A 25354-nucleotide genomic window follows, 5' to 3' on the forward strand; every position below is an offset into this window, starting at 1 on the left:
CGGACCAAGCCGCACGTGAACGTGGGCACGATCGGTCACGTTGACCACGGCAAGACCACGCTGACGGCAGCGATCACGACGGTTCTGACCGCGAAGTTCGGCGGCGAGGCGAAGGCGTACGACCAGATCGACGCCGCACCGGAAGAAAAGGCACGCGGTATCACGATCAACACCGCGCACGTCGAGTACGAAACGGCTAACCGCCACTACGCACACGTCGACTGCCCGGGCCACGCCGACTACGTCAAGAACATGATCACGGGCGCCGCGCAGATGGACGGCGCGATCCTGGTGTGCTCGGCCGCTGACGGCCCGATGCCGCAAACGCGTGAGCACATCCTGCTCGCCCGTCAGGTCGGCGTGCCGTACATCATCGTGTTCCTGAACAAGTGCGACATGGTCGACGACGCCGAGCTGCTCGAACTCGTCGAAATGGAAGTGCGCGAGCTCCTCTCGAAGTACGACTTCCCGGGCGACGACACCCCGATCATCAAGGGTTCGGCGAAGCTGGCGCTCGAAGGCGACAAGGGCGAGCTGGGCGAAGTGGCGATCATGAACCTGGCCGACGCGCTGGACACGTACATCCCGACGCCGGAGCGCGCGGTTGACGGTGCGTTCCTGATGCCGGTGGAAGACGTGTTCTCGATCTCGGGTCGCGGCACGGTGGTGACGGGTCGCGTCGAGCGCGGCGTCGTCAAGGTCGGCGAGGAAATCGAAATCGTCGGTATCAAGCCGACGGTGAAGACGACCTGCACGGGCGTGGAAATGTTCCGCAAGCTGCTCGACCAGGGTCAGGCAGGCGACAACGTCGGTATCCTGCTGCGCGGCACGAAGCGCGAAGATGTCGAGCGTGGCCAGGTGCTGGCCAAGCCGGGTTCGATCACGCCGCACACGCACTTCACGGCTGAAGTGTACGTGCTGAGCAAGGACGAAGGCGGCCGCCACACGCCGTTCTTCAACAACTACCGTCCGCAGTTCTACTTCCGTACGACGGACGTGACGGGCTCGATCGAGCTGCCGAAGGACAAGGAAATGGTCATGCCGGGCGACAACGTGTCGATCACGGTGAAGCTGATCGCCCCGATCGCCATGGAAGAAGGTCTGCGCTTCGCCATCCGCGAAGGCGGCCGTACCGTCGGCGCCGGTGTCGTTGCCAAGATCATCGAGTAAAATCGCAGGTTTGCTGTAGCAGTAGAAGGCGATGTATCCGGGACCGGGCCACGGCTCTCCGCCTGTCGACGGGAATTGGCGCTTAACGCACCGGCTCCTGTCGCATGGCCCGGTCCTTTGCTCTTTATCTAGTCTGGCGGCGCAAGTCCGCCTCGCTCTTTTCAAGGAATTGTCATGCAGAACCAGAAAATCCGTATTCGCCTGAAGGCTTTCGACTATCGCCTGATCGACCAGTCGGCTGCCGAGATCGTCGACACGGCGAAGCGGACCGGTGCAATCGTCCGCGGCCCGGTGCCGCTGCCGACGCGCATCCAGCGTTTCGACATCCTGCGTTCGCCGCACGTCAACAAGACGTCGCGCGATCAGCTCGAAATCCGTACCCACCTCCGCCTGATGGACATCGTCGACCCGACGGACAAGACCGTCGACGCGCTGATGAAGCTCGATCTGCCGGCTGGTGTGGACGTCGAAATCAAGCTGCAGTAAGGATCTCAGGCGCTGCCCGGATCGCCGGGCGGCGCTAAGTCTTTGATTGCTTGCGGAAAACGAGAGAGGGCGTTATACTTGACGTCTTTTCGCGCATTTGCGCAAAAAGCTGGTGTGTCCCTTTCACGGGTTTTGCGTGAAATAACGTGCAAAAGCACGTGAAATGGCGGCGAACAAGCACCGGCACTTTGTAAATTAGCCCCGACCAATCGCAGTCGGGAATGGAGAAAACGATGAGCCTTGGACTCGTAGGTCGCAAGGTTGGCATGACCCGTATCTTCACGGCCGATGGGGACTCGATTCCCGTTACCGTGCTGGACGTGTCCGACAACCGCGTGACGCAGATCAAGACTGTTGAAACCGACGGCTACACGGCCGTTCAGGTTGCGTTCGGTACGCGCCGTGCATCGCGCGTGACGAAGCCGCTCGCAGGTCATCTCGCCAAAGCCGGCGTTCAAGCCGGTGAAATCCTCAAGGAATTCCAGATCGACGCCGCCAAGGCTGCCGAGCTGAACGCTGGCGGCGTGATCGGTGTGGATCTCTTCGCAGAAGGCCAGAAGGTCGACGTGCAGGGCGTGTCGATCGGTAAGGGCTACGCCGGTACCATCAAGCGTTACAACTTCGCCTCGGGCCGTGCTTCGCACGGTAACTCGCGCTCGCACAATGTGCCGGGCTCGATCGGTATGGCGCAGGATCCGGGCCGCGTGTTCCCGGGCAAGCGCATGACCGGTCACATGGGTGACGAAACCGTGACGGTGCAAAACCTCGAAATCGCACGTATCGACGCAGAGCGCAGCCTGCTGCTCGTGAAGGGTGCCGTTCCGGGTGCCAAGGGCGGCAAGGTTTTCGTGACGCCGGCGGTCAAGGCCCGCGTGAAGAAAGGAGCGCAATAATGGAACTGAAGCTCCTGAATGCCAATGGTCAGGAAGGTGCTGCGGTCAACGCGTCGGACGTCGTGTTCGGCCGTGACTACAACGAAGCCCTGATCCACCAGATCGTCGTCGCCTACCAGGCGAACGCACGTAGCGGCGACCGCGCGCAGAAGGATCGCGAGCAGGTCAAGCACACCACCAAGAAGCCGTGGCGCCAGAAGGGTACGGGCCGTGCTCGTGCCGGTATGTCGTCGAGCCCGCTGTGGCGCGGCGGTGGTCGCATCTTCCCGAATTCGCCGGAAGAAAACTTCTCGCACAAGGTCAACAAGAAGATGCATCGCGCAGGTCTCTGCTCGATCTTCTCGCAGCTGGCCCGCGAAGGCCGCATCTCGGTCGTCGAGGATCTCTCCCTCGAAGCGCCGAAGACGAAGCTGCTGGCCGAAAAGTTCAAGGCCATGGGTCTCGAATCCGTGCTGGTCATCACCGACACGGTCGACGAGAACCTGTATCTCGCGTCGCGCAACCTGCCCCACGTGGCAGTCGTTGAGCCGCGTTACGCCGACCCGCTCTCGCTGATCTTCTTCAAGAAGATTCTGATCACGAAGGCTGCGGTCGCCCAGATCGAGGAGTTGCTGTCATGAGCGAGATTCGCAAGAACGATCATCGTTTGATGCAGGTCCTGCTCGCGCCGGTGATCTCCGAAAAGGCGACGCTGGTGGCGGAGAAAAACGAACAGGTAGTGTTCGAAGTCGCGCCGGACGCGACCAAGCAGGAAGTCAAGGCTGCTGTCGAGCTGATGTTCAAGGTGGAAGTCGATTCCGTCAACGTGCTGGTCCAGAAGGGCAAAAACAAGCGTTTTGGCCGCTTCTTGGGTCGCCGCAAGGACGTGAAGAAGGCGTACGTCTGCCTGAAGCCCGGCCAGGAAATCAACTTTGAAGCGGAGGCCAAGTAATCATGGCAATCGTGAAAGTTAAGCCGACTTCGCCGGGTCGCCGCGCGATGGTGAAGATCGTCAACAAGGATCTTCACACGGGTGCACCGTACGCGCCGCTGCTCGAGAAGAAGTTCTCGAAGGCCGGCCGTAACAACAACGGTCACGTGACGACGCGCCACCAGGGCGGCGGTCACAAGCAACATTACCGCGTGATCGATTTCCGTCGCAACAAGGACGGCATTCCGGCAAAGATCGAACGTCTCGAGTACGACCCGAACCGTAGCGCGAACATCGCGCTGGTTCTGTACGCAGACGGCGAGCGCCGCTACATCATCGCTCCGAAGGGTGCGACGGTTGGCCAGCGACTGATGTCGGGTTCGGAAGCTCCGATCCGCGCAGGCAACACGCTGCCGATCCGCAACATCCCGGTCGGTACGACGATCCACTGCATCGAGATGCTGCCGGGCAAGGGCGCGCAAATGGCGCGTTCGGCTGGCACGTCCGCCATGCTGCTCGCACGCGAAGGCGTGTATGCGCAGGTTCGTCTGCGTTCGGGCGAAATCCGCCGCGTGCACGTCGAGTGCCGGGCGACGATCGGTGAAGTCGGTAACGAAGAGCACAGCCTGCGCCAGATCGGCAAGGCCGGCGCGAACCGCTGGCGCGGTATCCGCCCGACGGTGCGCGGCGTTGCAATGAACCCGGTCGATCACCCGCACGGTGGTGGTGAAGGCCGCACGGCTGCAGGTCGCGATCCGGTGAGCCCGTGGGGCACGCCGACGAAGGGCTATCGCACCCGCAGCAACAAGCGCACGACGAGCATGATCGTCCAGCGCCGTCACAAGCGTTAAGGAGTAGGCAATGGCACGTTCTATCAAGAAAGGTCCGTTCTGCGACGCCCATTTGCTGAAGAAGATTGAGGCGGCTGCAGCAACGCGTGACAAGAAACCGATCAAGACCTGGTCGCGTCGTTCGACGATCCTGCCGGATTTCATCGGCCTGACGATCGCCGTTCACAACGGCCGTCAACACGTTCCCGTGTATGTCACGGAAAACATGGTCGGCCACAAGCTTGGCGAGTTCGCACTGACCCGTACGTTCAAGGGTCACGCGGCCGACAAGAAGGCCAAGAAATAAGGGGCAATCAAGATGGAAGTGAAGGCAATTCATCGCGGTGCCCGCATCTCGGCGCAGAAGACGCGTCTTGTGGCTGACCAGATCCGCGGTCTGCCGGTCGACAAGGCACTGAACGTTCTGACGTTCTCGCCGAAGAAAGCGGCTGGCATCGTGAAAAAGGTTGTGCTCTCGGCGATCGCCAATGCAGAGCACAACGAAGGCGCCGATATCGACGAGCTGCGCATCAAGAGCATCTATGTCGACAAGGCTGCTTCGCTGAAGCGTTTCACCGCACGCGCAAAGGGTCGCGGTAACCGCATCGAGAAGCAATCCTGTCACATCACTGTGACGGTCGGGAATTAAGGAGCCATACGATGGGACAGAAAATTCATCCGACTGGCTTCCGTTTGGCCGTCAGCCGCAATTGGGCGTCGCGCTGGTACGCGAACAACAACAATTTCGCGGCGATGTTGAAGGAAGACATCGGTGTTCGTGAATACCTGAAGAAGAAGCTGAAGAACGCTTCGGTGGGCCGTGTTGTGATCGAGCGTCCTGCAAAGAACGCACGTATCACGATTTACAGCTCGCGCCCGGGTGTGGTGATCGGCAAGAAGGGCGAGGACATCGAACTCCTCAAGGCCGAACTGCAAAAGCGCATGGGCGTGCCCGTTCACGTCAACATCGAAGAAATCCGCAAGCCGGAAACCGATGCGCAACTGATCGCCGATTCGATCACGCAACAGCTCGAGCGCCGGATCATGTTCCGCCGCGCGATGAAGCGCGCGATGCAGAACGCGATGCGTCTGGGTGCCCAGGGCATCAAGATCATGAGCGCCGGCCGTCTGAACGGTATCGAAATCGCACGTACCGAGTGGTACCGCGAAGGTCGCGTGCCGCTTCATACGCTGCGTGCCGACATCGACTACGCAACTTCGGAAGCGAAGACGACGTACGGCATCATCGGCGTGAAGGTTTGGGTCTACAAGGGCGACACGCTCGGCCGCAACGACGCACCGGTGGTGGAAGAAGTCGCCGAAGAAAAGCGTCCGCGCCGCAACGCGCGCCCGGGCGATCGTCGTCCGCGTCGTGATGGTGAAGGCGCACCGGGCGCCCGTCGTGGCGCACCGCGCCGTGGCGCGGCTGGCGGTGACGGCAAGAGTGGAGAATAACGATGCTGCAACCGAAACGCAGGAAGTATCGCAAAGAGCAGAAGGGTCGTAACACCGGCGTCGCAACGCGCGGCAACGCAGTTTCGTTCGGTGAATACGGTCTGAAGGCTATCGGTCGCGGCCGCCTGACCGCGCGTCAAATCGAAGCGGCGCGTCGTGCAATGACGCGTCACATCAAGCGCGGTGGCCGCATCTGGATCCGCATTTTCCCGGACAAGCCGATCTCGCAAAAGCCGGCTGAAGTACGTATGGGTAACGGTAAGGGTAACCCGGAGTACTACGTCGCCGAGATCCAACCGGGCAAGATGCTGTATGAAATGGATGGTGTGACCGAGGAACTGGCCCGTGAAGCCTTCCGTCTGGCTGCAGCGAAGCTGCCGCTGAAGACGGTCTTCATGGTTCGCCAGCTCGGCTCCTAAGGAGTGAATGATGAAGGCTTCTGAACTTCACCAGAAAGACAAGGCCGCGCTCAACCAGGAGCTGTCGGACCTCTTGAAGGCGCAATTCGGCCTGCGCATGCAACTCGCGACCCAGCAGCTCACGAACACGAGCCAGCTGAAGAAGGTTCGTCGCGACATCGCACGTGTGCGGACCGTCCTGACTGAGAAGGCGAACCAGAAATGAACGATAGCGTGAAAACCTCGCTTAAGCGGACGCTGGTCGGCAAGGTCGTCAGCAACAAGATGGACAAGACGGTCACCGTCCTGGTCGAGCGCCGCGTGAAGCACCCGATCTACGGCAAGTACGTCGTGCAGTCGAAGAAGTACCACGCGCACGACGAGTCGAACACGTACAACGAGGGTGACCTCGTCGAAATCCAGGAAACCCGTCCGCTGTCGAAGACGAAGGCCTGGACCGTGTCGAAGCTGGTCGAAGCTGCTCGCATCATCTAAGGGAGCAATCCCTTGGAAGCGCCTCATCCGGGGCCTCGTGCTCCGGCCTGATGCGCGGTAGTAGAAGTAGTTGAAATCGCTACAGATTTCGCTTGCAAGTCCAAGATTGTCTCGATACAATCTTGGACTTCCCTCTTTATGGGTTTGCTGTTGGCAAAGCAGCAGGCGAAAGTAGGTGGGAATCTGTAAAACGCGGGTGCGGGCGCCAGTCCGGATCTGCAGGATTCACCGGAATGCGATGGCCGGTTTCGTTTGCCGTCGCTGCTGTTCTTACCCAAGCAGCTGAGCGGTCGTTCTAGTGGCGGCGCGGCTGACGGGACCAAGACTGACCGGGTGTGCCATGGTGGTGCAGCCGGATTAAGTTGGGAAAGATAAACCATGATCCAGACCGAATCTCGGCTTGAAGTGGCCGACAACACGGGTGCGCGTGAAGTCATGTGCATCAAGGTGCTCGGCGGCTCGAAGCGTCGTTATGCCAGCATTGGCGACATCATCAAGGTGACCGTCAAGGAAGCAACGCCGCGCGGGCGCGTGAAGAAGGGCGAAATCTACAACGCTGTTGTGGTTCGTACCGCCAAGGGCGTGCGCCGTCAGGACGGCTCGCTGATCAAGTTCGATGGCAACGCCGCCGTGCTTTTGAACACCAAGCTTGAGCCGATCGGCACCCGTATTTTCGGGCCGGTCACGCGTGAGCTGCGTAGCGAGCGATTCATGAAGATCGTTTCGCTCGCGCCGGAAGTGCTGTAAGGAGTCGCGATGAACAAGATTCGCAAGGGTGACGAAGTTATCGTCATCACCGGCAAGGACAAGGGCAAGCGCGGTGTCGTGCTGGCCGTTGGTGAAGAGCGCGTGACCGTCGAAGGCCTCAACATCGCTAAAAAGCATGTGAAGCCGAACCCCATGAAGGGTACGACTGGTGGCGTGGAAGCCAAGGCGATGCCGCTGCACATTTCGAACGTCGCACTCGTCGACGCGAATGGCAAGGCTTCGCGTGTCGGCATCAAGGTCGAAGGGGACAAGAAGGTTCGGTTCCTGAAGACGACCGGTGCTGTCCTGAGCGCCTGACGCTGCGGAGTAAAAAATGGCACGTTTGCAAGAATTTTATAAAGAGAAGGTCGTTCCGGGCCTGATCGAGAAGTTCGGTTACAAGTCGATCATGGAAGTGCCGCGCCTCACCAAGATCACCCTGAACATGGGTGTCGGTGAAGCCGTCGCTGACAAGAAGGTCCTCGATCACGCTGTTGGCGATCTCACGAAGATCGCTGGCCAGAAGCCCGTCGTAACGAAGTCGCGCAAGGCAATCGCCGGTTTCAAGATCCGCGAAAGCTATCCGATCGGCACGATGGTCACGCTGCGTGGCCAGGCCATGTACGAATTCCTCGACCGTTTCGTGACGGTTGCGCTGCCCCGCGTGCGCGACTTCCGTGGCGTGTCGGGCAAGGCGTTCGACGGCCGCGGCAACTACAACATCGGTGTGAAAGAGCAGATCATTTTCCCCGAAATCGACTACGACAAGATCGACGCGCTGCGTGGGCTGAACATCAGCATCACGACGACTGCGAAGACCGACGAAGAAGCAAAGGCACTGCTCGCCGGCTTCAAGTTCCCGTTCAGAAACTGAGGTTACCGTGGCTAAACTGGCACTGATCGAACGTGAAAAGAAGCGCGCCCGTCTGGCAGCGAAGTATGCGCCGAAGCGCGCAGCGCTGAAGGCAGTCATCGACGACCAAAGCAAGTCGGACGAAGAGCGTTACGCAGCTCGCCTCGAACTGCAACAACTGCCGCGCAACTCGAGCCTGACCCGCAAGCGTAATCGCTGCGCGCTGACGGGCCGTCCGCGTGGCACGTTCCGCAAATTTGGTCTCGCACGTAACAAGATTCGTGAAATCGCGTTCCGTGGTGAGATCCCTGGCGTCACCAAGGCGAGCTGGTAATAGGAGAAACATAAATGAGCATGAGTGATCCTATCGCCGATATGCTGACTCGCATCCGCAATGCGCAGATGGTCGAGAAGGTTTCGGTGCAAATGCCCTCGTCGAAAGTCAAGATTGCGATTGCGCAGGTCCTGAAGGACGAAGGTTATATCGACGACTTCGCAGTGAAGAGCGAAGGTGCGAAGTCGGAATTGAACATCGCGTTGAAGTACTACGCCGGCCGTCCGGTCATCGAGCGCCTCGAGCGCGTCTCGAAGCCTGGCCTGCGCGTGTACCGCGGCCGCAACGACATCCCGCAGGTCATGAATGGCCTCGGTGTTGCGATCGTATCGACGCCGAAGGGTGTGATGACGGACCGCAAGGCTCGCGCCAATGGCGTGGGCGGCGAAGTCATCTGCTACGTCGCTTAACGCCGAAGGAGAAGAAACATGTCTCGAGTAGGTAAGAGCCCGATCGCGCTGCAAGGCGCAGAGGCGACGCTCAGCGACGAGAAGATTACCGTCAAGGGCCCGCTGGGTACGATTTCGCAGGCTGCGAATCACCTCGTCAAGGTGGTGAACGACAACGGCACGCTGAAGTTCGAGCCGACCGACGAAAGCCGCGAAGCCAATGCGATGTCGGGCACGATGCGCGCGATCGTCGCGAACATGGTGCAAGGCGTGACGAAGGGTTTCGAGCGCAAGCTGACGCTGGTTGGCGTCGGTTATCGTGCTCAGGCGCAAGGCGACAAGCTGAACCTGTCGCTGGGTTTCTCGCACCCGGTGGTGCATCAGATGCCCGAAGGCGTGAAGGCCGAAACCCCGTCGCAAACGGAAATCGTGATCAAGGGGATCGACAAGCAGAAAGTCGGCCAAACCGCTGCCGAAGTGCGCGGTTATCGCCCGCCTGAGCCCTATAAGGGCAAGGGTGTGCGTTACGCCGACGAGGTTGTGATCCTCAAAGAAACGAAGAAGAAGTAAGGGTGCGCAATCATGGATAAGACTCAATCTCGCCTGCGCCGCGCTCGTCAGACGCGTCTCAAGATCGCTGAGCTGCAGGTCGCGCGTCTGGCCGTGCATCGCACGAACACGCACATCTATGCGCAAGTGTTCTCGCCGTGCGGCACCAAGGTGCTCGCCAGCGCGTCGACGCTCGAAGCCGAAGTGCGTGCGCAACTGGCTGACCAATCGGGCAAGGGCGGCAATGTCGCCGCTGCCACGCTGATCGGCAAGCGTATCGCAGAAAAGGCCAAGGCCGCCGGCATCGAATCCGTCGCCTTTGACCGCTCGGGTTTCCGCTACCACGGCCGCGTCAAGGCGCTGGCTGAGGCTGCGCGCGAAGCCGGGCTCAAGTTCTAAGGAAGGAATTCGTCATGGCAAAGATGCAAGCGAAAGTTCAGGCTGACGAGCGCGACGACGGCCTTCGCGAAAAAATGATTTCGGTCAATCGCGTGACCAAGGTCGTGAAGGGTGGCCGTATTCTCGGCTTCGCCGCACTGACCGTGGTTGGCGATGGCGATGGCCGCGTCGGTATGGGCAAGGGCAAGGCGAAGGAAGTGCCGGTCGCTGTCCAGAAGGCAATGGAGCAGGCTCGCCGCAACATGTTCAAGGTGCCCCTGAAGAACGGCACCCTGCAACACGAAGTGCACGGCAAGCACGGCGCCTCGGTGGTCCTCCTCGCTCCGGCGAAGGGCGGTACCGGCGTGATCGCCGGCGGCCCGATGCGCGCAGTGTTCGACGTGATGGGCGTGCAGAACGTCGTGGCGAAGAGCCACGGTTCGACGAACCCGTACAACCTCGTTCGTGCGACGCTGGACGGCCTGCGCAAGCAGTCGACCCCGGCTGACATCGCGGCGAAGCGCGGCAAGTCCGTCGAAGAAATTCTGGGCTAAGGGTGGGCACCATGTTTGAAAAAACTGTCAAGGTTCAGCTCGTCAAGAGCCTGATTGGGACCCGCGAATCGCACCGCGCCACCGTGCGCGGCCTCGGCCTGCGCCGCCTGAACTCGGTTTCCGAGCTGCAGGACACGCCGGCCGTGCGCGGCATGATCAACAAGGTCTCGTACCTCGTTAAGGTCATCGGCTAAGCGGTCGACCAAAGTCTCCAGGAGTTGAAAATGGAATTGAATAACCTGAAGCCGGCAGAAGGCGCGAAGCACGCAAAGCGTCGCGTCGGTCGCGGCATCGGCTCCGGCCTCGGCAAGACCGCTGGCCGTGGTCACAAGGGTCAGAAATCGCGTTCGGGCGGTTTCCACAAGGTCGGCTTCGAAGGCGGTCAAATGCCGCTGCAGCGTCGTCTGCCGAAGCGTGGCTTCACCTCGCTCACGAAGGAATTCGTGGGTGAAGTGCGCCTCTCCGACCTGGAAACGCTGCCGGTCGGCGAAATCGATCTGTTGGCGCTGAAGCAGGCTGGCCTCGTGGGCGAACTGACCCGCAGCGCGAAGATCATCGCCACCGGCGAGATCAAGCGCAAGGTCGTCGTGAAGGGTCTGGGTGCGACGAAGGGCGCGCGTGCTGCGATCGAAGCAGCGGGCGGCTCTTTTGCCGAGTGATTGTGAGTGGTGCGTGCGGGCTTGCCCGCCGTCCCTAGCATCTGCATCGGAGAAGCTACTTGGCTAACAGCCCGAGTCTCGCAAAAACCGGTCGCAGCGCACCGAAGTTCGGCGACCTGCGTCGGCGTGCAGTGTTCCTGCTGCTGGCGCTGGTCGTTTATCGCATCGGCGCGCATATTCCGGTTCCGGGCATCGACCCGGAGCAGCTGGCGAAGCTCTTCCAGAGCCAGTCGGGCGGCATCCTTGGCATGTTCAACATGTTCTCGGGTGGCGCACTGCAGCGGTTCACGATTTTCGCGCTGGGTGTGATGCCGTATATCTCGGCGTCGATCATCCTGCAGCTGATGGCGATCGTCTCGCCGCAGCTGGAAGCGCTGAAGAAGGAAGGGCAGGCTGGACAACGCAAGATCACGCAGTACACGCGGATCTTCACGGTGGTACTGGCGACGTTCCAGGCATTCGGTATCGCGATTGCACTGGAAAACCAGCCGGGACTCGTGATCGATCCGGGCATGGTGTTCCGCCTGACGACGGTCGTGACGCTTGTGACGGGCACGATGTTCCTGATGTGGCTCGGTGAGCAGATCACGGAACGCGGCCTTGGCAACGGCATCTCGATCATCATCTTCGGCGGCATCGCAGCGGGCTTCCCGAATGCGGTGAGCGGGCTGTTCTCGCTGGTCCAGACCGGTTCGATGGGACCGTTCTCCGCGATCCTGGTCGTCGTGCTGATTGCTGCAGTGACTTACCTGGTGGTGTTCATCGAACGCGGCCAGCGCAAGATCCTCGTGAACTATGCGAAGCGTCAGGTCGGCAACAAGATTTACGGCGGGCAGTCGTCCCACCTGCCGCTGAAGTTGAACATGTCGGGCGTGATTCCGCCGATCTTCGCATCGTCGATCATCCTGTTCCCGGCAACCATCCTGAACTGGTTCAGTTCGGGGTCGCGATCCGGCTGGTTCGCAGACACGCTGCACAACGTGGCCGAAGCTCTCAAGCCCGGCCAACCCGTGTACGTGTTGCTGTACGCGTTGGCGATCGTGTTCTTCTGCTTCTTCTACACCGCACTGGTGTTCAACAGCAGGGAAACGGCCGACAACCTGAAGAAGAGCGGCGCGTTCGTGCCGGGCATCCGCCCTGGCGACCAGACGGCACGCTATATCGACCGCATCCTCACGCGTCTGACGCTGGCCGGTGCGCTCTATATCGTGTTCGTGTGTCTGCTGCCGGAATTTCTGGTGCTGCGCTGGAATGTGCCGTTTTATTTTGGTGGAACGTCGCTGCTGATCATTGTCGTCGTCACAATGGACTTCATGGCGCAGGTGCAGTCGTACGTGATGTCGCAACAATATGAATCGCTGCTCAAGAAGGCAAACTTCAAGGGCGGTGGTGTCCCGATGCGTTGAAAGGACCTATGGCCAAAGACGATGTAATCCAGATGCAGGGCGAGGTTATCGAAAACCTCCCCAACGCGACCTTCCGGGTGAAGCTGGAGAACGGCCATGTCGTGCTGGGTCATATTTCCGGGAAGATGCGGATGCACTACATCCGCATTCTTCCGGGCGACAAGGTGACGGTTGAATTGACGCCTTACGATCTGTCGCGTGCGCGGATCGTGTTCCGGGCGAAGTGATTTAGAAAAAGGGTAATATCATGAAAGTGATGGCATCGGTAAAGCGCATTTGCCGCAACTGCAAAATCATCAAGCGCAACGGCGTCGTTCGCGTGATCTGCAGCTCGGACCCGCGCCACAAGCAGCGTCAAGGCTGATCAGCGCGCTTGCGCTTTTTGTTTGAGGAAAAACAATGGCTCGTATCGCAGGGGTTAACATCCCGAACCACCAGCACACCGAAATCGGCCTGACCGCAATTTTCGGTATCGGCCGCACGCGTTCGCGCAACATCTGCGTGTCCGCTGGTGTGCCGTTTGACAAGAAGGTCAAGGACCTGAACGACGCGGATCTGGAAAAGCTGCGTGAGGAAGTGGGCAAGTTTGTCGTCGAAGGCGATCTGCGCCGTGAAGTGACGATGAACATCAAGCGCCTGATGGACCTCGGCTGCTACCGCGGCGTGCGCCATCGCAAGGGCCTGCCCCTGCGTGGCCAGCGTACGCGTACCAATGCGCGCACGCGCAAGGGTCCGCGCCGCGCAGCACAGTCGCTGAAGAAGTAAGCGGATCTGATAGTTACAGGAAAACGTAATGGCTAAGGCTTCGAACAACACCGCGGCGCAACGCGTTCGCAAGAAGGTTAAGAAGAACGTCGCCGAGGGCGTAGTTCACGTTCACGCGTCGTTCAACAACACCATCATCACGATCACCGACCGTCAAGGCAACGCGCTTGCCTGGGCGACCTCGGGCGGTCAGGGCTTCAAGGGTTCGCGCAAGTCGACCCCGTTCGCAGCTCAGGTCGCAGCCGAATCGGCTGGCCGCGTGGCGATGGAATACGGCGTGAAGAACCTCGAAGTGCGTATCAAGGGCCCCGGCCCGGGCCGCGAATCGGCGGTGCGCGCGCTGCATGGTCTTGGCATCAAGATCACCGCGATCTCCGACGTGACGCCGGTTCCGCACAACGGCTGCCGTCCGCCGAAGCGCCGCCGCATCTAAGGCGTCGCTTTTGCCTTGCGCCTGTGACGCCGGCAACGGCGCCCCAGGCTCTCGGCGTTATTGAATTGACTAAGCCCACCGTTCGGTTCAAAGAACCGGACTAGCGCGAAGGCAGGGTTTTCCCACCGGCTCTCGCGTGATCAATTATCGAAGGAAAGTAACGTGGCACGTTATATCGGCCCGAAGGCCAAGCTGTCCCGCCGTGAAGGCACCGACCTGTTCCTGAAGAGCGCCCGCCGCTCGCTCGCCGACAAGTGCAAGCTCGACAGCAAGCCGGGTCAGCACGGCCGCACCTCGGGTGCGCGCACGTCGGACTACGGCACGCAGCTGCGCGAAAAGCAAAAAGTGAAGCGCATCTACGGCGTGCTCGAGCGCCAGTTCCGCCGCTACTTCGCGGAAGCCGACCGCCGCAAGGGCAACACCGGCGAAAACCTGCTGCAACTGCTCGAATCGCGTTTCGACAACGTCGTCTACCGCATGGGCTTCGCCTCGACGCGCGCTGAAGCGCGTCAGCTCGTGAGCCACAAGGCGCTCACGCTGAACGGCGTCGTCGCGAACGTTCCGTCGATGCAGGTGAAGGCTGGCGACATCGTTGCCGTGCGCGAAAAGTCGAAGAAGCAGGCTCGTATCGTCGAAGCCCTGTCGCTGGCTGAGCAAGGCGGCATGGCGAGCTGGGTCGCAGTCGACGCGAAGAAGTTCGAAGGTACGTTCAAGAGCGTGCCGGAGCGCAGCGACATCGCTGGCGACATCAATGAAAGCCTGATCGTCGAATTGTATTCGCGTTAATCGGATTGACAGCCGGGGTTGCCTCTTTGCTTCACGCGAGAGGTGTCCTCGGCTGTTCATTTTCAGGTTGTTGCCATCTCAGCCTTATCGGTGTAACGAGCCGAGGGTATTGAAAAGGAAAACCTATGCAAACCAGTTTGTTGAAACCCAAGATCATCGCTGTGGAATCGCTCGGCGAGAACCACGCGAAAGTGGTCATGGAGCCGTTCGAACGCGGTTATGGCCACACCTTGGGTAACGCGCTCCGGCGCGTGCTGCTGTCGTCGATGGTGGGCTACGCGCCGACCGAAGTGACGATCGCAGGCGTCGTGCACGAATACTCGACGCTCGACGGTGTGCAAGAGGATGTGGTCAACCTGCTGTTGAACCTGAAGGGCGTGGTGTTCAAGCTGCATAACCGTGACGAAGTGACGGTTACGCTGCGCAAGGAATCCGAAGGCGTCGTGACGGCGGGCGACATCGAACTGTCGCACGACTGCGAAGTCATCAACCCGGATCACGTGATCGCGCGTCTGACGAAGGGCGGCAAGCTCGACGTCCAGATCAAGGTCGAAAAGGGCCGTGGCTATGTCCCGGGCAACGTGCGCCGTTATGGCGACGAGTCGGCCAAGATCATCGGCCGCATCGTGCTCGACGCATCGTTCTCGCCGGTTCGCCGCGTGAGCTACGCCGTGGAAAGCGCGCGTGTCGAGCAGCGTACCGACCTCGACAAGCTCGTGATGAACATCGAAACCAACGGCGTGATCTCGCCTGAGGAAGCGATCCGCCAGTCGGCGCGCATCCTCGTCGATCAGCTGTCGGTGTTCGCTGCCCTGGAAGGCACCGAAACGGCGGCGGAAGCACCGTCGCGCGCACCGCAGATCGACCCGATCCTGCTGCGTCCGGTGGACGATCTCGAACTCACGGTTCGCTCGGCGAACTGCCTGAAGGCCGAGAACATCTACTACATCGGCGACCTGATCCAGCGCACCGAAAACGAGCTGCTCAAGACCCCGAATCTGGGTCGCAAGTCGCTCAACGAGATCAAGGAAGTGCTCGCTTCGCGCGGTCTCACGCTCGGCATGAAGCTCGAAAACTGGCCGCCGGCTGGTCTGGACAAGTAAGCAATGTGGCACGGACGCGGATTTTCCTTTAGAATCCGCGTCTTGCCTTTTTCACGTACCGGCCCGTGCCTCACTTGATGTTGAGGCGATAGAAGAGCTGGGCAAAAACTCTGTTTCAAGGAAACTGAAATGCGTCACCGTCATGGTCTGCGGAAACTGAACCGCACGAGCAGCCACCGTCTGGCAATGCTCCGTAACATGTCCAACTCGCTGATCGAGCACGAAGTCATCAAGACGACGCTGCCGAAGGCGAAGGAACTCCGTAAAGTTGTCGAGCCCCTCATCACGCTCGGCAAGAAGCCGTCGCTCGCAAACCGCCGTCTGGCATTCAACCGTCTGCGCGATCGTGACTCGGTCGCGAAGCTGTTCGACGTGCTCGGTCCGCATTTCGCGAACCGTCCGGGCGGCTACCTGCGCATCCTGAAGTTCGGCTTCCGCGTCGGCGATAACGCACCGATGGCGCTCGTCGAGCTGCTCGACCGTCCGGAAATCGCAGAAGACGAGAACGTGCAAGAAGCGGAATAAGCTTCCTGCAGCGTTCGAGCCGTATGCAGAAAAAGCCAGGCAACGCCTGGCTTTTTTGTTTTGGCCGCGGAATAAGGGCGCGCAGCGGCTGTTTGCCGATCAATTGCCGGCTGTTCGCCAAGTATTTGCCCCCCGCGTGCCCCCCGCGTGCCCCCCGCGAGCGCGACTTGTCGCACCGGCCACTAACGGAACGGGTGTGGCCCCGGTGGTACGATAACGATCTGTTTATGCCTCGCGCTGGAATTTGCCGTGACTCTCGATGTGACCCTGATGCTGACGACGGTGCCTGACGCCGCGACCGCCGACCGGCTGGCCGCGCAGGCGCTCGCTCAGCGTCTGGCGGCATGCGTTACGCGTCTCGGCGCAGTTCAATCGCAGTATCACTGGCAGGGCAAAGTCGAGTCCGCCGACGAAATCCAGTTGCTCTTCAAGACGAGCGTCGCTCGCGCGGCCGACCTCGAAGAGTTCATCCAGGCACAGCACCCGTACGACACGCCCGAAATCCTTTCGTGGCAGGTCACGGCGTCGAACGCTTACGGGCAGTGGATCAATGCCGAAACTCAGCGTCCCATTCATGTTTAACCGCTTCGAAAGGCGCCTGCGCGCCGGGATCTCCTTCCTCGTCGCGCTGCTCTCGCTCCTCGCGTTTGCACCGCTCGCCCATGCTGGCGGCGATCTGCTCGAGCCCGACCAGGCGTTCGGTTTCAGCGCCTCCGAGCAGCCTGGCGGAGTCGACGTTCATTTCAAAGTCGCCGATGGCTACTACCTGTATCGCGAGCACTTCGTGTTCGCGACGCGCGGGGGCACGGCTACGCTCGGCCCGGCCGAAATGCCGGCGGGCCACATCAAGTTTGACCCGACCTTTCAAAAGAACCTGGAAATCTATCGGGGCCAACTGACGATCCGCGTGCCGGTGAAGGACGCGAGTGGGCCGTTCGATCTCGCGGTGACTTCACAAGGCTGCGCCGACGCAGGCATCTGCTATCCGCCCGCCGTGCATGTCGTCCACGTGAGCGGCGCGGCGCTGCAACCGGCTGGAGCCGAGACGGCGGCCAATGCGGCGCAGTCCGCCACGGACTCGCCGGCTGCGGAAGGTAATGCAGCAGACAACGCGCAGAGCAACGATGAACCGTGGTACGTGCGCGCGACCAGCGCCGATTACGCGCAGTCGCTGCTTCAGGGCGGCGGCTTCTTCGCCGTGGTGGGCCTGTATTTCCTCGCCGGGATGGTGATGAGCCTCCTGCCGTGTTCGTATCCGATGATCCCGATCCTTTCAGCGATCATCGTCGGCGAAGGGGCGCGCGTGACGCGCGCACGCGGCTTCGCGCTCTCGTTCACCTACGTGCTCGGCATGGCGCTTGTTTATACGGTGCTGGGCATTGCCGCGGCGATGGTCGGTCAGGCGCTAGGCGCGTGGCTGCAAAACCCGTGGGTGCTCGGCGCGTTCGCCGTGCTGCTTACCGGTTTCGCACTCACGCTGATCGCGGGTTACGACATCGCCTTGCCGCAGCGCTGGCAGGACGGCGCATCGCGCGCCTCGCAGGGGCGCTCGGGCGGCAAGTTCGCCGCCGTCGCCGCGATGGGCGCGCTCTCCGCACTCGTCGTGGGCGCGTGCATGACCGCGCCGCTCTTCGCCGTGCTCGCGTTCATCGCCCATACGGGCAACGCCGTGCTTGGCGGCGCCGCACTTTTCGCCATGGGCATCGGCCTTGGCGTGCCGCTCATGATCATCGGCTTCGGCGCGGGCACGCTGCTGCCGCGCGCGGGCGGCTGGATGGACGGCGTGAAGGTGTTCTTCGGCGTCGTGCTGCTTGCGGCTGCACTGTGGATCGTGTGGCCGGTGCTCGGCGCAACGACGAAGATGCTGCTCGCTGCACTCTGGCTGCTGCTTGCCGCCGCGGCGCTCGGGCTGTTCACGCCGAATGCCGGAAGCGCGACCGTCTGGCGCCGTCTCGGACGCGGCGTCGGCGCTGCGTTCGCGATCTGGGCGGCGACGTTGCTGGTCGGCCTCGCGGCCGGTTCGACCGATCCGCTGCGCCCGCTCGGCGTGCTCGCCATGCGCGTGGGTGGCGCGAGCGCCACGGCGTCCACGACGCCAGACGCACCGGATGCAAACACGCTGCCGTTCGCCAGTGTGGCTTCGCCTGCACAGCTCGATGCCGCGCTCGGGACGGCGGGCAAGCCGTCGATGCTCGATTTCTACGCCGACTGGTGCGTGAGCTGCAAGGAGTTGGAGAAGTTCACGTTCAGCGACCCGCGCGTCGCGGCGCGTCTGAAGCAACTCGGCCTGATGCGCGCAGACGTGACGGCGAACAATAAGGACGATCAGGCGCTGCTCAAGCGCTTTGGCCTGTTCGGGCCGCCGGGCATCATCTTCTTCGATGCGAAGGGGCACGAAGTGTTGCGCGTCGTGGGTTACGAGCCTGCGGACCGTTTCCTCGCTCGACTGGATCAGGTGGCCGCGCGGGTGACGCCGCCCGTGCCGCAGTCGTAAAAGTGCGCAGCGCGCGGGTACAAAAACGCGGATACAAAAATGGCACGTCGAATCGACGTGCCATTTTTACTTCGAAGCACCCAGCAGCGGCGCTCCGGCGAACCGTGCGCCGCGCGGCTTACTTCCGCTCGCGCAACAGACGCGCAGCGTCGAGTGCGAAATACGTGAGAATGCCGTCCGCGCCCGCGCGCTTGAACGCGAGCAGCGATTCCATCATCACCTTGTCGTGATCGAGCCAGCCGTTTTGCGCGGCGGCCTTGAGCATCGCGTATTCGCCGCTCACCTGGTAGACGTAGGTCGGGAAGCGGAATTCGTCCTTCACGCGGCGCACGATGTCGAGATACGGCATGCCCGGCTTCACCATCACCATGTCGGCGCCTTCCTCGATGTCGAGGCGCACTTCGCGCAGCGCTTCGTCGCTGTTGGCCGGATCCATCTGGTAGGTCATCTTGTTGCTCTTGCCCAGATTCGATGCCGATTGCACCGCATCGCGGAACGGGCCGTAGAACGCCGAAGCATACTTGGCCGAATACGCCATGATCTTCGCATGGACGTGGTTCTCGCTTTCCAGCATCTCGCGGATCGCGCCGATGCGACCGTCCATCATGTCCGACGGCGCGACGATATCGCAGCCCGCCTCGACCTGCGTGCGCGCCTGCGCGACGAGAATTTCGACCGTCACATCGTTGAGGACGTAACCATTCTCGTCGAGCACGCCGTCCTGGCCGTGGCTCGTGTACGGATCGAGCGCGACATCGCACAGCACGCCCAGCTCCGGGAAGCGCTTCTTGAGTTCGCGCACGGCGTTCGGAATCGTGCCCTCGGGGTTGGTGGCCTCGATGCCGTCGGGCGTCTTGAGCGACGGATCGACAGCCGGGAACAGCGACAGCACCGGCACGCCGAGTTCGACGCACTGCTCGGCGACGCCCATCAGCAGATCGACTGAGATGCGTTCGACGCCCGGCATCGACGGCACGGCTTCGCGCACGTTGCTGCCGGCGACGACGAACACCGGGTAGATCAGATCGTCAGTGGTCAGGATGTTTTCGCGCATCAGGCGGCGCGAGAAGTCGTCACGGCGCATACGGCGCGGACGATGATGCGGATAGAAGCTCATGTCGGCGGATTTTCTGAGTCGAAGTGGGTTCCCGGAGGCCCCGGAAATTTTTCAGGACAATGGTATATCATACCGTTCGAGCGAGGCGCCCTGCGCCGGACTCCCCGCTTCTCCTCCCTGAGCGGGTGCCTGTCGTTTTTCGATAAGGCTGTTTAGCCCGCCGGCATTAACGGCGGGTTTTTTTATGTCCGCCTGAAACGGGCTGCGACACCCGCGACGCTTTCTGCTCGCATGCGACAACGCCTTTATTTCACGGGGCTTTCAGCGGCTTTGCCCGCGTCGCCCTGGTCGGCGGGCGGCACGAGCCAGTTTTCGATCAGCGTGTTCGCCTCTTCCAGACCTACGCGCTTGAGCGCCGAGAAAAGTTGTGCGCTCAGTTCGCCTTCGAAGCCCTGCTGACGGTATTCGTCGAACGCCTTTTTCGTCGCGCGCAGCGCGAGCACAGACTCTTGCCGAGTCAATTTGTCACATTTCGTCAGCAGCGCGTGGATCGGCCTGCCCGTCGGCGCAAACCACTCGATCATGCGGCAGTCGAGGTCGGTCAGCGGACGGCGCGCGTCCATCATCAGGATCAGGCCGCGCAACTGCGCGCGCGACTGCAAATACTGGGACAGCAGCGCTTCCCAGTGCGCCTTCGACGCCGCGGGCACTTCCGCATACCCGTAGCCGGGCAGGTCGACGACATAGCCCGCGGGAGCGTCGGCCGGGCCGACCGCGAAATAGTTGATGTGCTGGGTGCGCCCCGGCGTCTTCGACGCGAATGCGAGCCGCTTCTGATTGCACAGCAGGTTGATCGCCGTGGATTTGCCGGCGTTCGAGCGGCCGGCAAACGCAATTTCCGGCCGCGCCGTGGCGGGCAGGTCGCGCAGATGGTTTACCGTCGTGAAAAAGCGGGCTTGGTGCAGCAGGAAGGCCATCTGGAAAACCACAATATGAGACAACTTGGCGGCTTTGCCGCAGGCCCGGAGGCGGCCGGGAAGGAATTCTGGATATCGGGGGGAGGTCCGACTGGCGCGGTTGCGTCCACCGCGCTATTGTACAATGCGTCGATTTACTGAATACCTGTGAGATCTGCGCGGACCTTCCGGGACAGTTCGGTCTTTGTCGTACTTTGCAGAACCTTCTTCCCACAAGACGAAACAAGGTGCACGAATGAATCGACTGTGTAAGTCCTTGAAGGTGCACGAATTTCTGGTGGTGGCAGGTTTTGCGGCGGGTTTCTCGATGATGTCGGCACCGGCGCTGGCCGATGCGGCCAGGCCGAACGCGGCGAACGCAGCGCACGGTCAGGCCATTGCGGCGCAGGTGTGCGTGGCCTGTCACGCCGCGGACGGCAATAGTCCGGCGGCCACGTATCCGAAGCTCGCTGGCCAGCATGCCGACTATCTCGTCAAGCAGCTCACGGACTTCAAATCGCAGGGCGGCAAGCCGCCTGCACGTAGTAATCCGATCATGAATGGCCTCGCTGCGACGCTGTCGGATCAGGATGCAATCGACGTCGCTGCCTGGTTCGCCTCGCAGACAACCAAGCCCGGTTACGCGCGCGACGCGAAGACTGTGCCGCTTGGTCAGCGCATCTGGCGCGGCGGCATCGCGGAGAAGGGCGTTCCGGCCTGTGCGGCCTGTCATGGGCCGACCGGTCAGGGCATTCCGGTCCAGTATCCGCGCCTGTCGGGCCAGTGGGCGGACTATGTCGCGGCGCAGCTCAACGCGTTCCAGCAAGGCACGCGCAACAACAGCGAGCCGATGCGACAGATTGCGCGCCGGATGTCGGACGATGAAATCAAGGCCGTCGCCGATTACGCCGCCGGTCTGCACTGAAAAGGCGTGGCGCATAGCGGGTGCGCCACCAGTCGAAGAACAAGAAGGGGGAGGGCGCCGCAGGTGTTGCAGCGCTGCCCCCTTTTTGCTGTCCGGTGACGATCGAGTTGCCGTTTGATGTGGAGTTGGAATGAGCGTCACCCCGTCGGGTCTGCAGTCGAACGTACGCCAGAAGGCGTTCAGGAACGCCATCGAACTGCTCAGTTCGATGCGTTTTGCCATTGCGCTGCTAGTCGTGCTTGCGATTGCGAGCGTCATCGGCACCGTCCTCACCCAGGACGATCCGTATCCCAATTACGTGAACCAGTTCGGCCCGTTCTGGGCCGACATCTTCCGGTCGCTGAGCCTCTATACGGTCTACAGCGCCTGGTGGTTCATGACGATCCTCGGTTTTCTCGTCGTGTCGATCTCGCTCTGCGTGATTCGCAACGCGCCGAAGATGATCGCCGACGCGAGGAGCTGGAAGGACAAGGTCCGCGAAGCCAGCCTGCACGCGTTCCACCACAAGGGCGAATTCGTGCACGCGGGCGCCACGCGCGCGCAGACGGCCGCAGTGCTCGGCAAGCTCACGCAGCGCCTCGGCTACCGGTTCGTCACGCGCGAGACGGAGGGCGCGACGCTCATCGCCGCCAAGCGCGGCGCGCTCACGAAGGTCGGCTATATCTTCGCTCACCTCGCGATCGTGGTGATCTGTCTCGGCGGGCTGCTCGACAGCAACCTGCCGATCAAATTCCAGATGTGGCTCTTCAACAAGACGCCGATCCGCACCGACGCCGTCATCAGGGACATCGCGCCCGAGCATCGGCTTTCGGCGTCGAATCCGACCTTCCGCGGCAATGCGTGGGTGCCCGAAGGCCAGAACGTATCGACGGCCATCCTCAATCAGCCTAACGGGATGCTGGTCCAGGATCTGCCTTTCTCGATCCAGCTGAACAAGTTCCGCGTCGATTACTACTCGACCGGCATGCCGAAGCTCTTCGCGAGCGACATCGTCGTGATCGACCACAAGACGGGCAAGCGCATGTCGGCGCGCGTCGAGGTGAATGCGCCGTTCGAGTACGACGGCGTGTCGATCTACCAGTCGAGCTTCCAGGACGGCGGCTCGCATATGCAGATGACCGCGTGGCCGATGTCCGGCGCGAGCGCGAAGAGCTTCCCGTTCGGCGGCACGATCGGCTATTCGGCGCCGTTGCTCGCTCCGGCGGGCGACACGGTGCCGGGCATGAACGGGCAGAGCATCGAATTCGCCGATTTTCGCGCGATCAACGTCGAGAACATGACGAACGCCAACGGCGCGAACGACGCACGCGGCGTCGCGCACACGTCGATCGAGCAGGCCTTCGACGAGCGCCTCGGCTCGGGCGCGAAGACCTCGAAGCCGAAGGATCTGCAGAACATCGGGCCTTCGGTGCAGTACAAGGTGCGCGACAAGGATGGCCAGGCACGCGAGTACGACAGCTACATGATGCCCGTCGAGGTTGCCGGTTCGCGCGTGTTCCTCGCGGGCGTGCGCACGAGTCCCGAGGAACCGTTCCGTTACCTGCGTATTCCGGCCGACAGCGGCGGCACGATCAAGGAGTGGATGCTGCTGCGCGCGGCCTTCGCGGATCCCGCGTTGCGCGAACAAGCGGCGCAGCGTTTTGCCGCACGTGCGGTTCCCAATGCGAACAAGGAACTGCAACAGCGTCTGGAAGAAAGCTCGCTGCGTGTGCTGACCCTGTTTGCGGGCAACGGTCAGCCGGGCGTGAATGCAGCCAGGCCGGAGGACGCGGGCGGCTTCCAGGCGGTGGCGGCGCTCATCGACAAGTCGGTGCCGAAGGATCAGCAGGAAAAGGCGGCGGACACGATGCTGCGCATGCTGAACGGCCTGACGTGGGATCTCTGGCAGCTCGCGCGCGAGCGAGCGGGCGAGCCGGATCTCAAGCCCGACGCGACGTCCGGGCGCTTCGTGCAGGATTCGATCAATGCCGTTTCGGACAGCTTCTTCTACGGTGCGCCGGTTTTGCTCCAGCTCGATTCCTTCAAGCAGGTGCAGGCGTCGGTATTCCAGTTGACTCGCGCACCGGGCAAGAAAGTCGTGTATCTTGGCAGCTTGTTGCTCGTGACCGGCATCTTCTGCATGTTCTACGTGCGCGAGCGACGGATGTGGTTCTGGCTTAAGGACAACAGCGCGGACAACAGCGCGGACAACAATGGTCGCGGCGTGAGTGTGACCATGGCGATGTCGACCGCACGCCGGACCCTCGACTTCGAAAAGGAGTTTGCCCGTACCCGTGACGCGGTAGGCCGCGTGCTGGGGTCCCAACCGGCAGGCCACGATGGTACGGAAGGAAAACGGGACGGCGAAAGCGGGTCGGACCAGGCGTCACGGTCCACGGTTACACACGATTAATAGCGGAACGCTTCATGGATTTGAGTCAGGTTTCCTCTTCCGCAAACGCACGGCGTGCCAGCCGTGCGTCGAATGCGGACACTGTGCGCGGCGCTATGAATGCGCACGATTCCCTTCAATTCGCGCTCTTCGACGAACGCCCGTTCCTGCGCCGGCTGACGCTGGTGGACTGGCTGTTCGCGCTCGCGCTCGCGGCTGGCGCGGTCTTCGCGTTCTCGCATTACCACGCGTACATGCATTACTACGACAAGCTGGTGCTGGGCTGCACCGTGCCGGCGCTTGTCGTGCTCGGCTGGCGCTGGAAGCCGTCGCGTCTGCTGATGGCTTCGATCGCGGTGCTGTCGATCGTCGCGATCCAGATCTATCAGGGCAACCTCGCGCGCGCCGAATCCACGTTCTTCCTCAAGTACCTGCTGTCGAGCCAGTCGGCCATTCTGTGGATGAGCGCGCTGTTCGTCTTCGCGACGTTCTTCTACTGGGTCGGACTGCTCGCGCGCTCGGAGACGGGCGGTGCAATCGGCATGCGGCTCACGTGGGTGGCGGTGCTGATGGGCTTCACCGGATTGATGGTTCGCTGGTACGAGTCGTACCTGATCGGCGCGGACGTCGGCCACATTCCCGTCTCGAACCTCTACGAAGTCTTCGTGCTGTTCTGCCTGATCACGGCGCTCTTCTATCTGTATTACGAAAAGCACTACAACACGCGCGCGCTCGGCGCGTTCGTGCTGCTCGTGGTCAGCGCGGCGATCGGCTTCCTCATGTGGTACTCGGTCTCGCGCGACGCCCAGCAGATCGAGCCGCTCGTGCCCGCGCTGCAGAGCTGGTGGATGAAGATCCACGTTCCGGCGAACTTCATCGGTTATGGCAGCTTTGCGCTGTCGGCGATGGTCGGCGTCGCGTACATCCTGAAGGAACGCGGCATGCTGGCGGACCGTCTGCCCGCGCTCGACGTGCTCGACGACGTCATGTACAAGTCGATCGCCGTCGGCTTTGCGTTCTTCACGATCGCGACAATCCTCGGCGCGCTGTGGGCCGCGCAGGCCTGGGGCGGCTACTGGAGCTGGGACCCGAAGGAAACCTGGACGTTGATCGTCTGGCTCAACTACGCGGCCTGGCTGCACATGCGGCTCATGAAGGGGCTGCGCGGCGGCGTGGCCGCCTGGTGGGCGCTCACGGGCTTGCTGGTGACGAGCTTCGCGTTCCTTGGCGTGAACATGTTCCTTTCGGGTCTGCATAGTTACGGCAAGCTGTAACTTTCGCGGCCCTCAGGACGAACTAACCGTCGGATGCTTTGCACCGGCGGTTTTTTTTCGTCTGGCGGGAAGATTCGGGTGCCGTGCGTGTTTGTTCCGGTGAGGACCTGAATTCGCCGCTTTTGCCATCTGAACGCAGTGCGGCGGGTGCAGGTCCAA

General features: G+C 61.7%; 37 protein-coding genes. 35 read left to right on the forward strand and 2 right to left on the reverse strand.

The genetic code is table 11. The features are described from left to right. The 32 genes from tuf to dsbD all read left to right on the forward strand — a co-directional run. On the forward strand, positions 1-1170 hold a 1170-nt coding region (gene tuf, locus EPN59_RS09055; RefSeq protein ID WP_027798019.1), incomplete at its 5' end, for an elongation factor Tu. Positions 1171-1344: 174 nt separating this feature from the next. Next, positions 1345-1656, forward strand: coding sequence for a 30S ribosomal protein S10 (gene rpsJ, locus EPN59_RS09060; RefSeq protein ID WP_017777154.1), 312 nt, complete (start codon positions 1345-1347; stop codon positions 1654-1656). 233 nt (positions 1657-1889) lie between these two features. After that, complete coding sequence (rplC, locus tag EPN59_RS09065) at positions 1890-2549, forward strand: 50S ribosomal protein L3 (protein WP_293036681.1); 660 nt, start codon at positions 1890-1892, stop codon at positions 2547-2549. Further along, positions 2549-3169 carry a 50S ribosomal protein L4 gene (gene rplD / locus EPN59_RS09070; protein ID WP_293036679.1) on the forward strand — a complete coding sequence of 207 codons (621 nt, stop codon included), beginning with the start codon at positions 2549-2551 and terminating at the stop codon, positions 3167-3169. The genes rplC and rplD overlap by 1 nt, the downstream gene beginning before the upstream one ends. Beyond that, positions 3166-3480: a 50S ribosomal protein L23 gene (rplW, locus tag EPN59_RS09075; protein ID WP_293036678.1), complete on the forward strand. Its 315-nt coding sequence runs from the start codon at positions 3166-3168 to the stop codon at positions 3478-3480. Before rplD ends, rplW begins: the two co-directional genes overlap by 4 nt. A 2-nt stretch (positions 3481-3482) precedes the next feature. Further along, a complete protein-coding gene (gene rplB / locus EPN59_RS09080; protein ID WP_293036676.1) occupies positions 3483-4310 on the forward strand; it encodes a 50S ribosomal protein L2 in 828 nt (275 codons plus the stop codon). A 10-nt stretch (positions 4311-4320) separates the two neighbouring features. After that, positions 4321-4596 (forward strand): 30S ribosomal protein S19, encoded by a 276-nt coding sequence (gene rpsS / locus EPN59_RS09085; protein WP_293036675.1) that lies wholly within the window; start codon positions 4321-4323, stop codon positions 4594-4596. 12 nt (positions 4597-4608) lie between these two features. Then, entirely contained in the window at positions 4609-4938 is a 330-nt protein-coding gene (gene rplV / locus EPN59_RS09090) for a 50S ribosomal protein L22 (protein ID WP_090541985.1), read from the forward strand. A gap of 11 nt (positions 4939-4949) precedes the next feature. Then, on the forward strand, positions 4950-5744 hold the full coding sequence (gene rpsC / locus EPN59_RS09095; protein ID WP_028213348.1) for a 30S ribosomal protein S3: 795 nt from the start codon (positions 4950-4952) through the stop codon (positions 5742-5744). A 2-nt stretch (positions 5745-5746) separates the two neighbouring features. Further along, positions 5747-6163 carry a 50S ribosomal protein L16 gene (gene rplP, locus EPN59_RS09100; protein WP_293038889.1) on the forward strand — a complete coding sequence of 139 codons (417 nt, stop codon included), beginning with the start codon at positions 5747-5749 and terminating at the stop codon, positions 6161-6163. A gap of 10 nt (positions 6164-6173) precedes the next feature. Beyond that, positions 6174-6368 (forward strand): 50S ribosomal protein L29, encoded by a 195-nt coding sequence (gene rpmC / locus EPN59_RS09105; protein ID WP_028228156.1) that lies wholly within the window; start codon positions 6174-6176, stop codon positions 6366-6368. After that, the gene (rpsQ, locus tag EPN59_RS09110; RefSeq protein ID WP_293038886.1) at positions 6365-6637 is read left to right on the forward strand and encodes a 30S ribosomal protein S17; all 273 of its coding nucleotides are present in this window, start codon (positions 6365-6367) and stop codon (positions 6635-6637) included. The genes rpmC and rpsQ overlap by 4 nt, the downstream gene beginning before the upstream one ends. Positions 6638-7015: 378 nt before the next feature. Then, positions 7016-7384, forward strand: coding sequence for a 50S ribosomal protein L14 (gene rplN / locus EPN59_RS09115; RefSeq protein ID WP_124152989.1), 369 nt, complete (start codon positions 7016-7018; stop codon positions 7382-7384). A gap of 9 nt (positions 7385-7393) precedes the next feature. After that, on the forward strand, positions 7394-7702 hold the full coding sequence (rplX, locus tag EPN59_RS09120; protein WP_293038882.1) for a 50S ribosomal protein L24: 309 nt from the start codon (positions 7394-7396) through the stop codon (positions 7700-7702). A gap of 16 nt (positions 7703-7718) precedes the next feature. Further along, positions 7719-8258 carry a 50S ribosomal protein L5 gene (rplE, locus tag EPN59_RS09125; protein WP_293045914.1) on the forward strand — a complete coding sequence of 180 codons (540 nt, stop codon included), beginning with the start codon at positions 7719-7721 and terminating at the stop codon, positions 8256-8258. A gap of 7 nt (positions 8259-8265) precedes the next feature. After that, complete coding sequence (gene rpsN, locus EPN59_RS09130; RefSeq protein WP_293039551.1) at positions 8266-8571, forward strand: 30S ribosomal protein S14; 306 nt, start codon at positions 8266-8268, stop codon at positions 8569-8571. A gap of 14 nt (positions 8572-8585) precedes the next feature. After that, on the forward strand, positions 8586-8981 hold the full coding sequence (gene rpsH, locus EPN59_RS09135; RefSeq protein ID WP_293039549.1) for a 30S ribosomal protein S8: 396 nt from the start codon (positions 8586-8588) through the stop codon (positions 8979-8981). An 18-nt stretch (positions 8982-8999) separates the two neighbouring features. Then, a complete protein-coding gene (rplF, locus tag EPN59_RS09140) occupies positions 9000-9530 on the forward strand; it encodes a 50S ribosomal protein L6 (protein ID WP_293039547.1) in 531 nt (176 codons plus the stop codon). Between the two features lie 12 nt (positions 9531-9542). After that, the gene (rplR, locus tag EPN59_RS09145) at positions 9543-9908 is read left to right on the forward strand and encodes a 50S ribosomal protein L18 (protein WP_028228149.1); all 366 of its coding nucleotides are present in this window, start codon (positions 9543-9545) and stop codon (positions 9906-9908) included. A 14-nt stretch (positions 9909-9922) separates the two neighbouring features. Next, the gene (rpsE, locus tag EPN59_RS09150; protein ID WP_293039544.1) at positions 9923-10441 is read left to right on the forward strand and encodes a 30S ribosomal protein S5; all 519 of its coding nucleotides are present in this window, start codon (positions 9923-9925) and stop codon (positions 10439-10441) included. Positions 10442-10452: 11 nt separating this feature from the next. Then, the gene (rpmD, locus tag EPN59_RS09155; RefSeq protein ID WP_293039543.1) at positions 10453-10635 is read left to right on the forward strand and encodes a 50S ribosomal protein L30; all 183 of its coding nucleotides are present in this window, start codon (positions 10453-10455) and stop codon (positions 10633-10635) included. A gap of 30 nt (positions 10636-10665) precedes the next feature. Then, the gene (gene rplO, locus EPN59_RS09160; protein ID WP_293039541.1) at positions 10666-11100 is read left to right on the forward strand and encodes a 50S ribosomal protein L15; all 435 of its coding nucleotides are present in this window, start codon (positions 10666-10668) and stop codon (positions 11098-11100) included. A gap of 59 nt (positions 11101-11159) precedes the next feature. Further along, positions 11160-12506 (forward strand): preprotein translocase subunit SecY, encoded by a 1347-nt coding sequence (gene secY, locus EPN59_RS09165; protein WP_293039539.1) that lies wholly within the window; start codon positions 11160-11162, stop codon positions 12504-12506. 8 nt (positions 12507-12514) lie between these two features. Continuing rightward, entirely contained in the window at positions 12515-12733 is a 219-nt protein-coding gene (gene infA / locus EPN59_RS09170; protein WP_004521905.1) for a translation initiation factor IF-1, read from the forward strand. 20 nt (positions 12734-12753) lie between these two features. Beyond that, a complete protein-coding gene (gene rpmJ, locus EPN59_RS09175; protein ID WP_027819338.1) occupies positions 12754-12870 on the forward strand; it encodes a 50S ribosomal protein L36 in 117 nt (38 codons plus the stop codon). Positions 12871-12905: 35 nt separating this feature from the next. Beyond that, entirely contained in the window at positions 12906-13271 is a 366-nt protein-coding gene (gene rpsM, locus EPN59_RS09180) for a 30S ribosomal protein S13 (protein ID WP_028228144.1), read from the forward strand. A gap of 28 nt (positions 13272-13299) precedes the next feature. After that, positions 13300-13704, forward strand: a complete 405-nt coding sequence (rpsK, locus tag EPN59_RS09185; protein WP_017777173.1) for a 30S ribosomal protein S11 — start codon at positions 13300-13302, stop codon at positions 13702-13704. 162 nt (positions 13705-13866) lie between these two features. Next, on the forward strand, positions 13867-14490 hold the full coding sequence (rpsD, locus tag EPN59_RS09190) for a 30S ribosomal protein S4 (protein ID WP_293039532.1): 624 nt from the start codon (positions 13867-13869) through the stop codon (positions 14488-14490). Positions 14491-14615: 125 nt separating this feature from the next. Then, on the forward strand, positions 14616-15593 hold the full coding sequence (gene rpoA, locus EPN59_RS09195) for a DNA-directed RNA polymerase subunit alpha (protein WP_293039530.1): 978 nt from the start codon (positions 14616-14618) through the stop codon (positions 15591-15593). A 129-nt stretch (positions 15594-15722) separates the two neighbouring features. Beyond that, positions 15723-16118 (forward strand): 50S ribosomal protein L17, encoded by a 396-nt coding sequence (gene rplQ, locus EPN59_RS09200; RefSeq protein ID WP_293045917.1) that lies wholly within the window; start codon positions 15723-15725, stop codon positions 16116-16118. A 270-nt stretch (positions 16119-16388) separates the two neighbouring features. Then, entirely contained in the window at positions 16389-16700 is a 312-nt protein-coding gene (gene cutA, locus EPN59_RS09205) for a divalent-cation tolerance protein CutA (protein WP_293039554.1), read from the forward strand. Continuing rightward, positions 16693-18612 (forward strand): protein-disulfide reductase DsbD, encoded by a 1920-nt coding sequence (gene dsbD / locus EPN59_RS09210; RefSeq protein WP_293039552.1) that lies wholly within the window; start codon positions 16693-16695, stop codon positions 18610-18612. Before cutA ends, dsbD begins: the two co-directional genes overlap by 8 nt. Positions 18613-18730: 118 nt before the next feature. Here dsbD and hemB read toward each other — a convergent pair whose 3' ends face one another. Together hemB and yihA are read right to left on the reverse strand one after the other, a co-directional pair. Continuing rightward, the gene (gene hemB, locus EPN59_RS09215) at positions 18731-19729 is read right to left on the reverse strand and encodes a porphobilinogen synthase (RefSeq protein WP_293039527.1); all 999 of its coding nucleotides are present in this window, start codon (positions 19727-19729) and stop codon (positions 18731-18733) included. A 245-nt stretch (positions 19730-19974) separates the two neighbouring features. Next, on the reverse strand, positions 19975-20646 hold the full coding sequence (gene yihA / locus EPN59_RS09220) for a ribosome biogenesis GTP-binding protein YihA/YsxC (RefSeq protein WP_293039525.1): 672 nt from the start codon (positions 20644-20646) through the stop codon (positions 19975-19977). Positions 20647-20881: 235 nt separating this feature from the next. Here yihA and EPN59_RS09225 point away from each other — a divergent pair, with 235 nt between their 5' ends. The 3 genes from EPN59_RS09225 (at position 20882) to ccsB (ending at position 25195) form a co-directional block, all read left to right on the forward strand. Further along, positions 20882-21550: a c-type cytochrome gene (locus tag EPN59_RS09225; protein WP_293039523.1), complete on the forward strand. Its 669-nt coding sequence runs from the start codon at positions 20882-20884 to the stop codon at positions 21548-21550. A gap of 130 nt (positions 21551-21680) precedes the next feature. Further along, positions 21681-23942, forward strand: coding sequence for a cytochrome c biogenesis protein ResB (locus tag EPN59_RS09230; RefSeq protein ID WP_293039521.1), 2262 nt, complete (start codon positions 21681-21683; stop codon positions 23940-23942). Between the two features lie 14 nt (positions 23943-23956). Continuing rightward, positions 23957-25195: a c-type cytochrome biogenesis protein CcsB gene (ccsB, locus tag EPN59_RS09235; RefSeq protein WP_293045920.1), complete on the forward strand. Its 1239-nt coding sequence runs from the start codon at positions 23957-23959 to the stop codon at positions 25193-25195. The last annotated feature ends 159 nt before the right edge of the window (positions 25196-25354 follow it).

The organism is Paraburkholderia sp., from assembly GCF_004298475.1.
Classification (GTDB): Bacteria; Pseudomonadota; Gammaproteobacteria; order Burkholderiales; family Burkholderiaceae; genus Paraburkholderia; species Paraburkholderia denitrificans.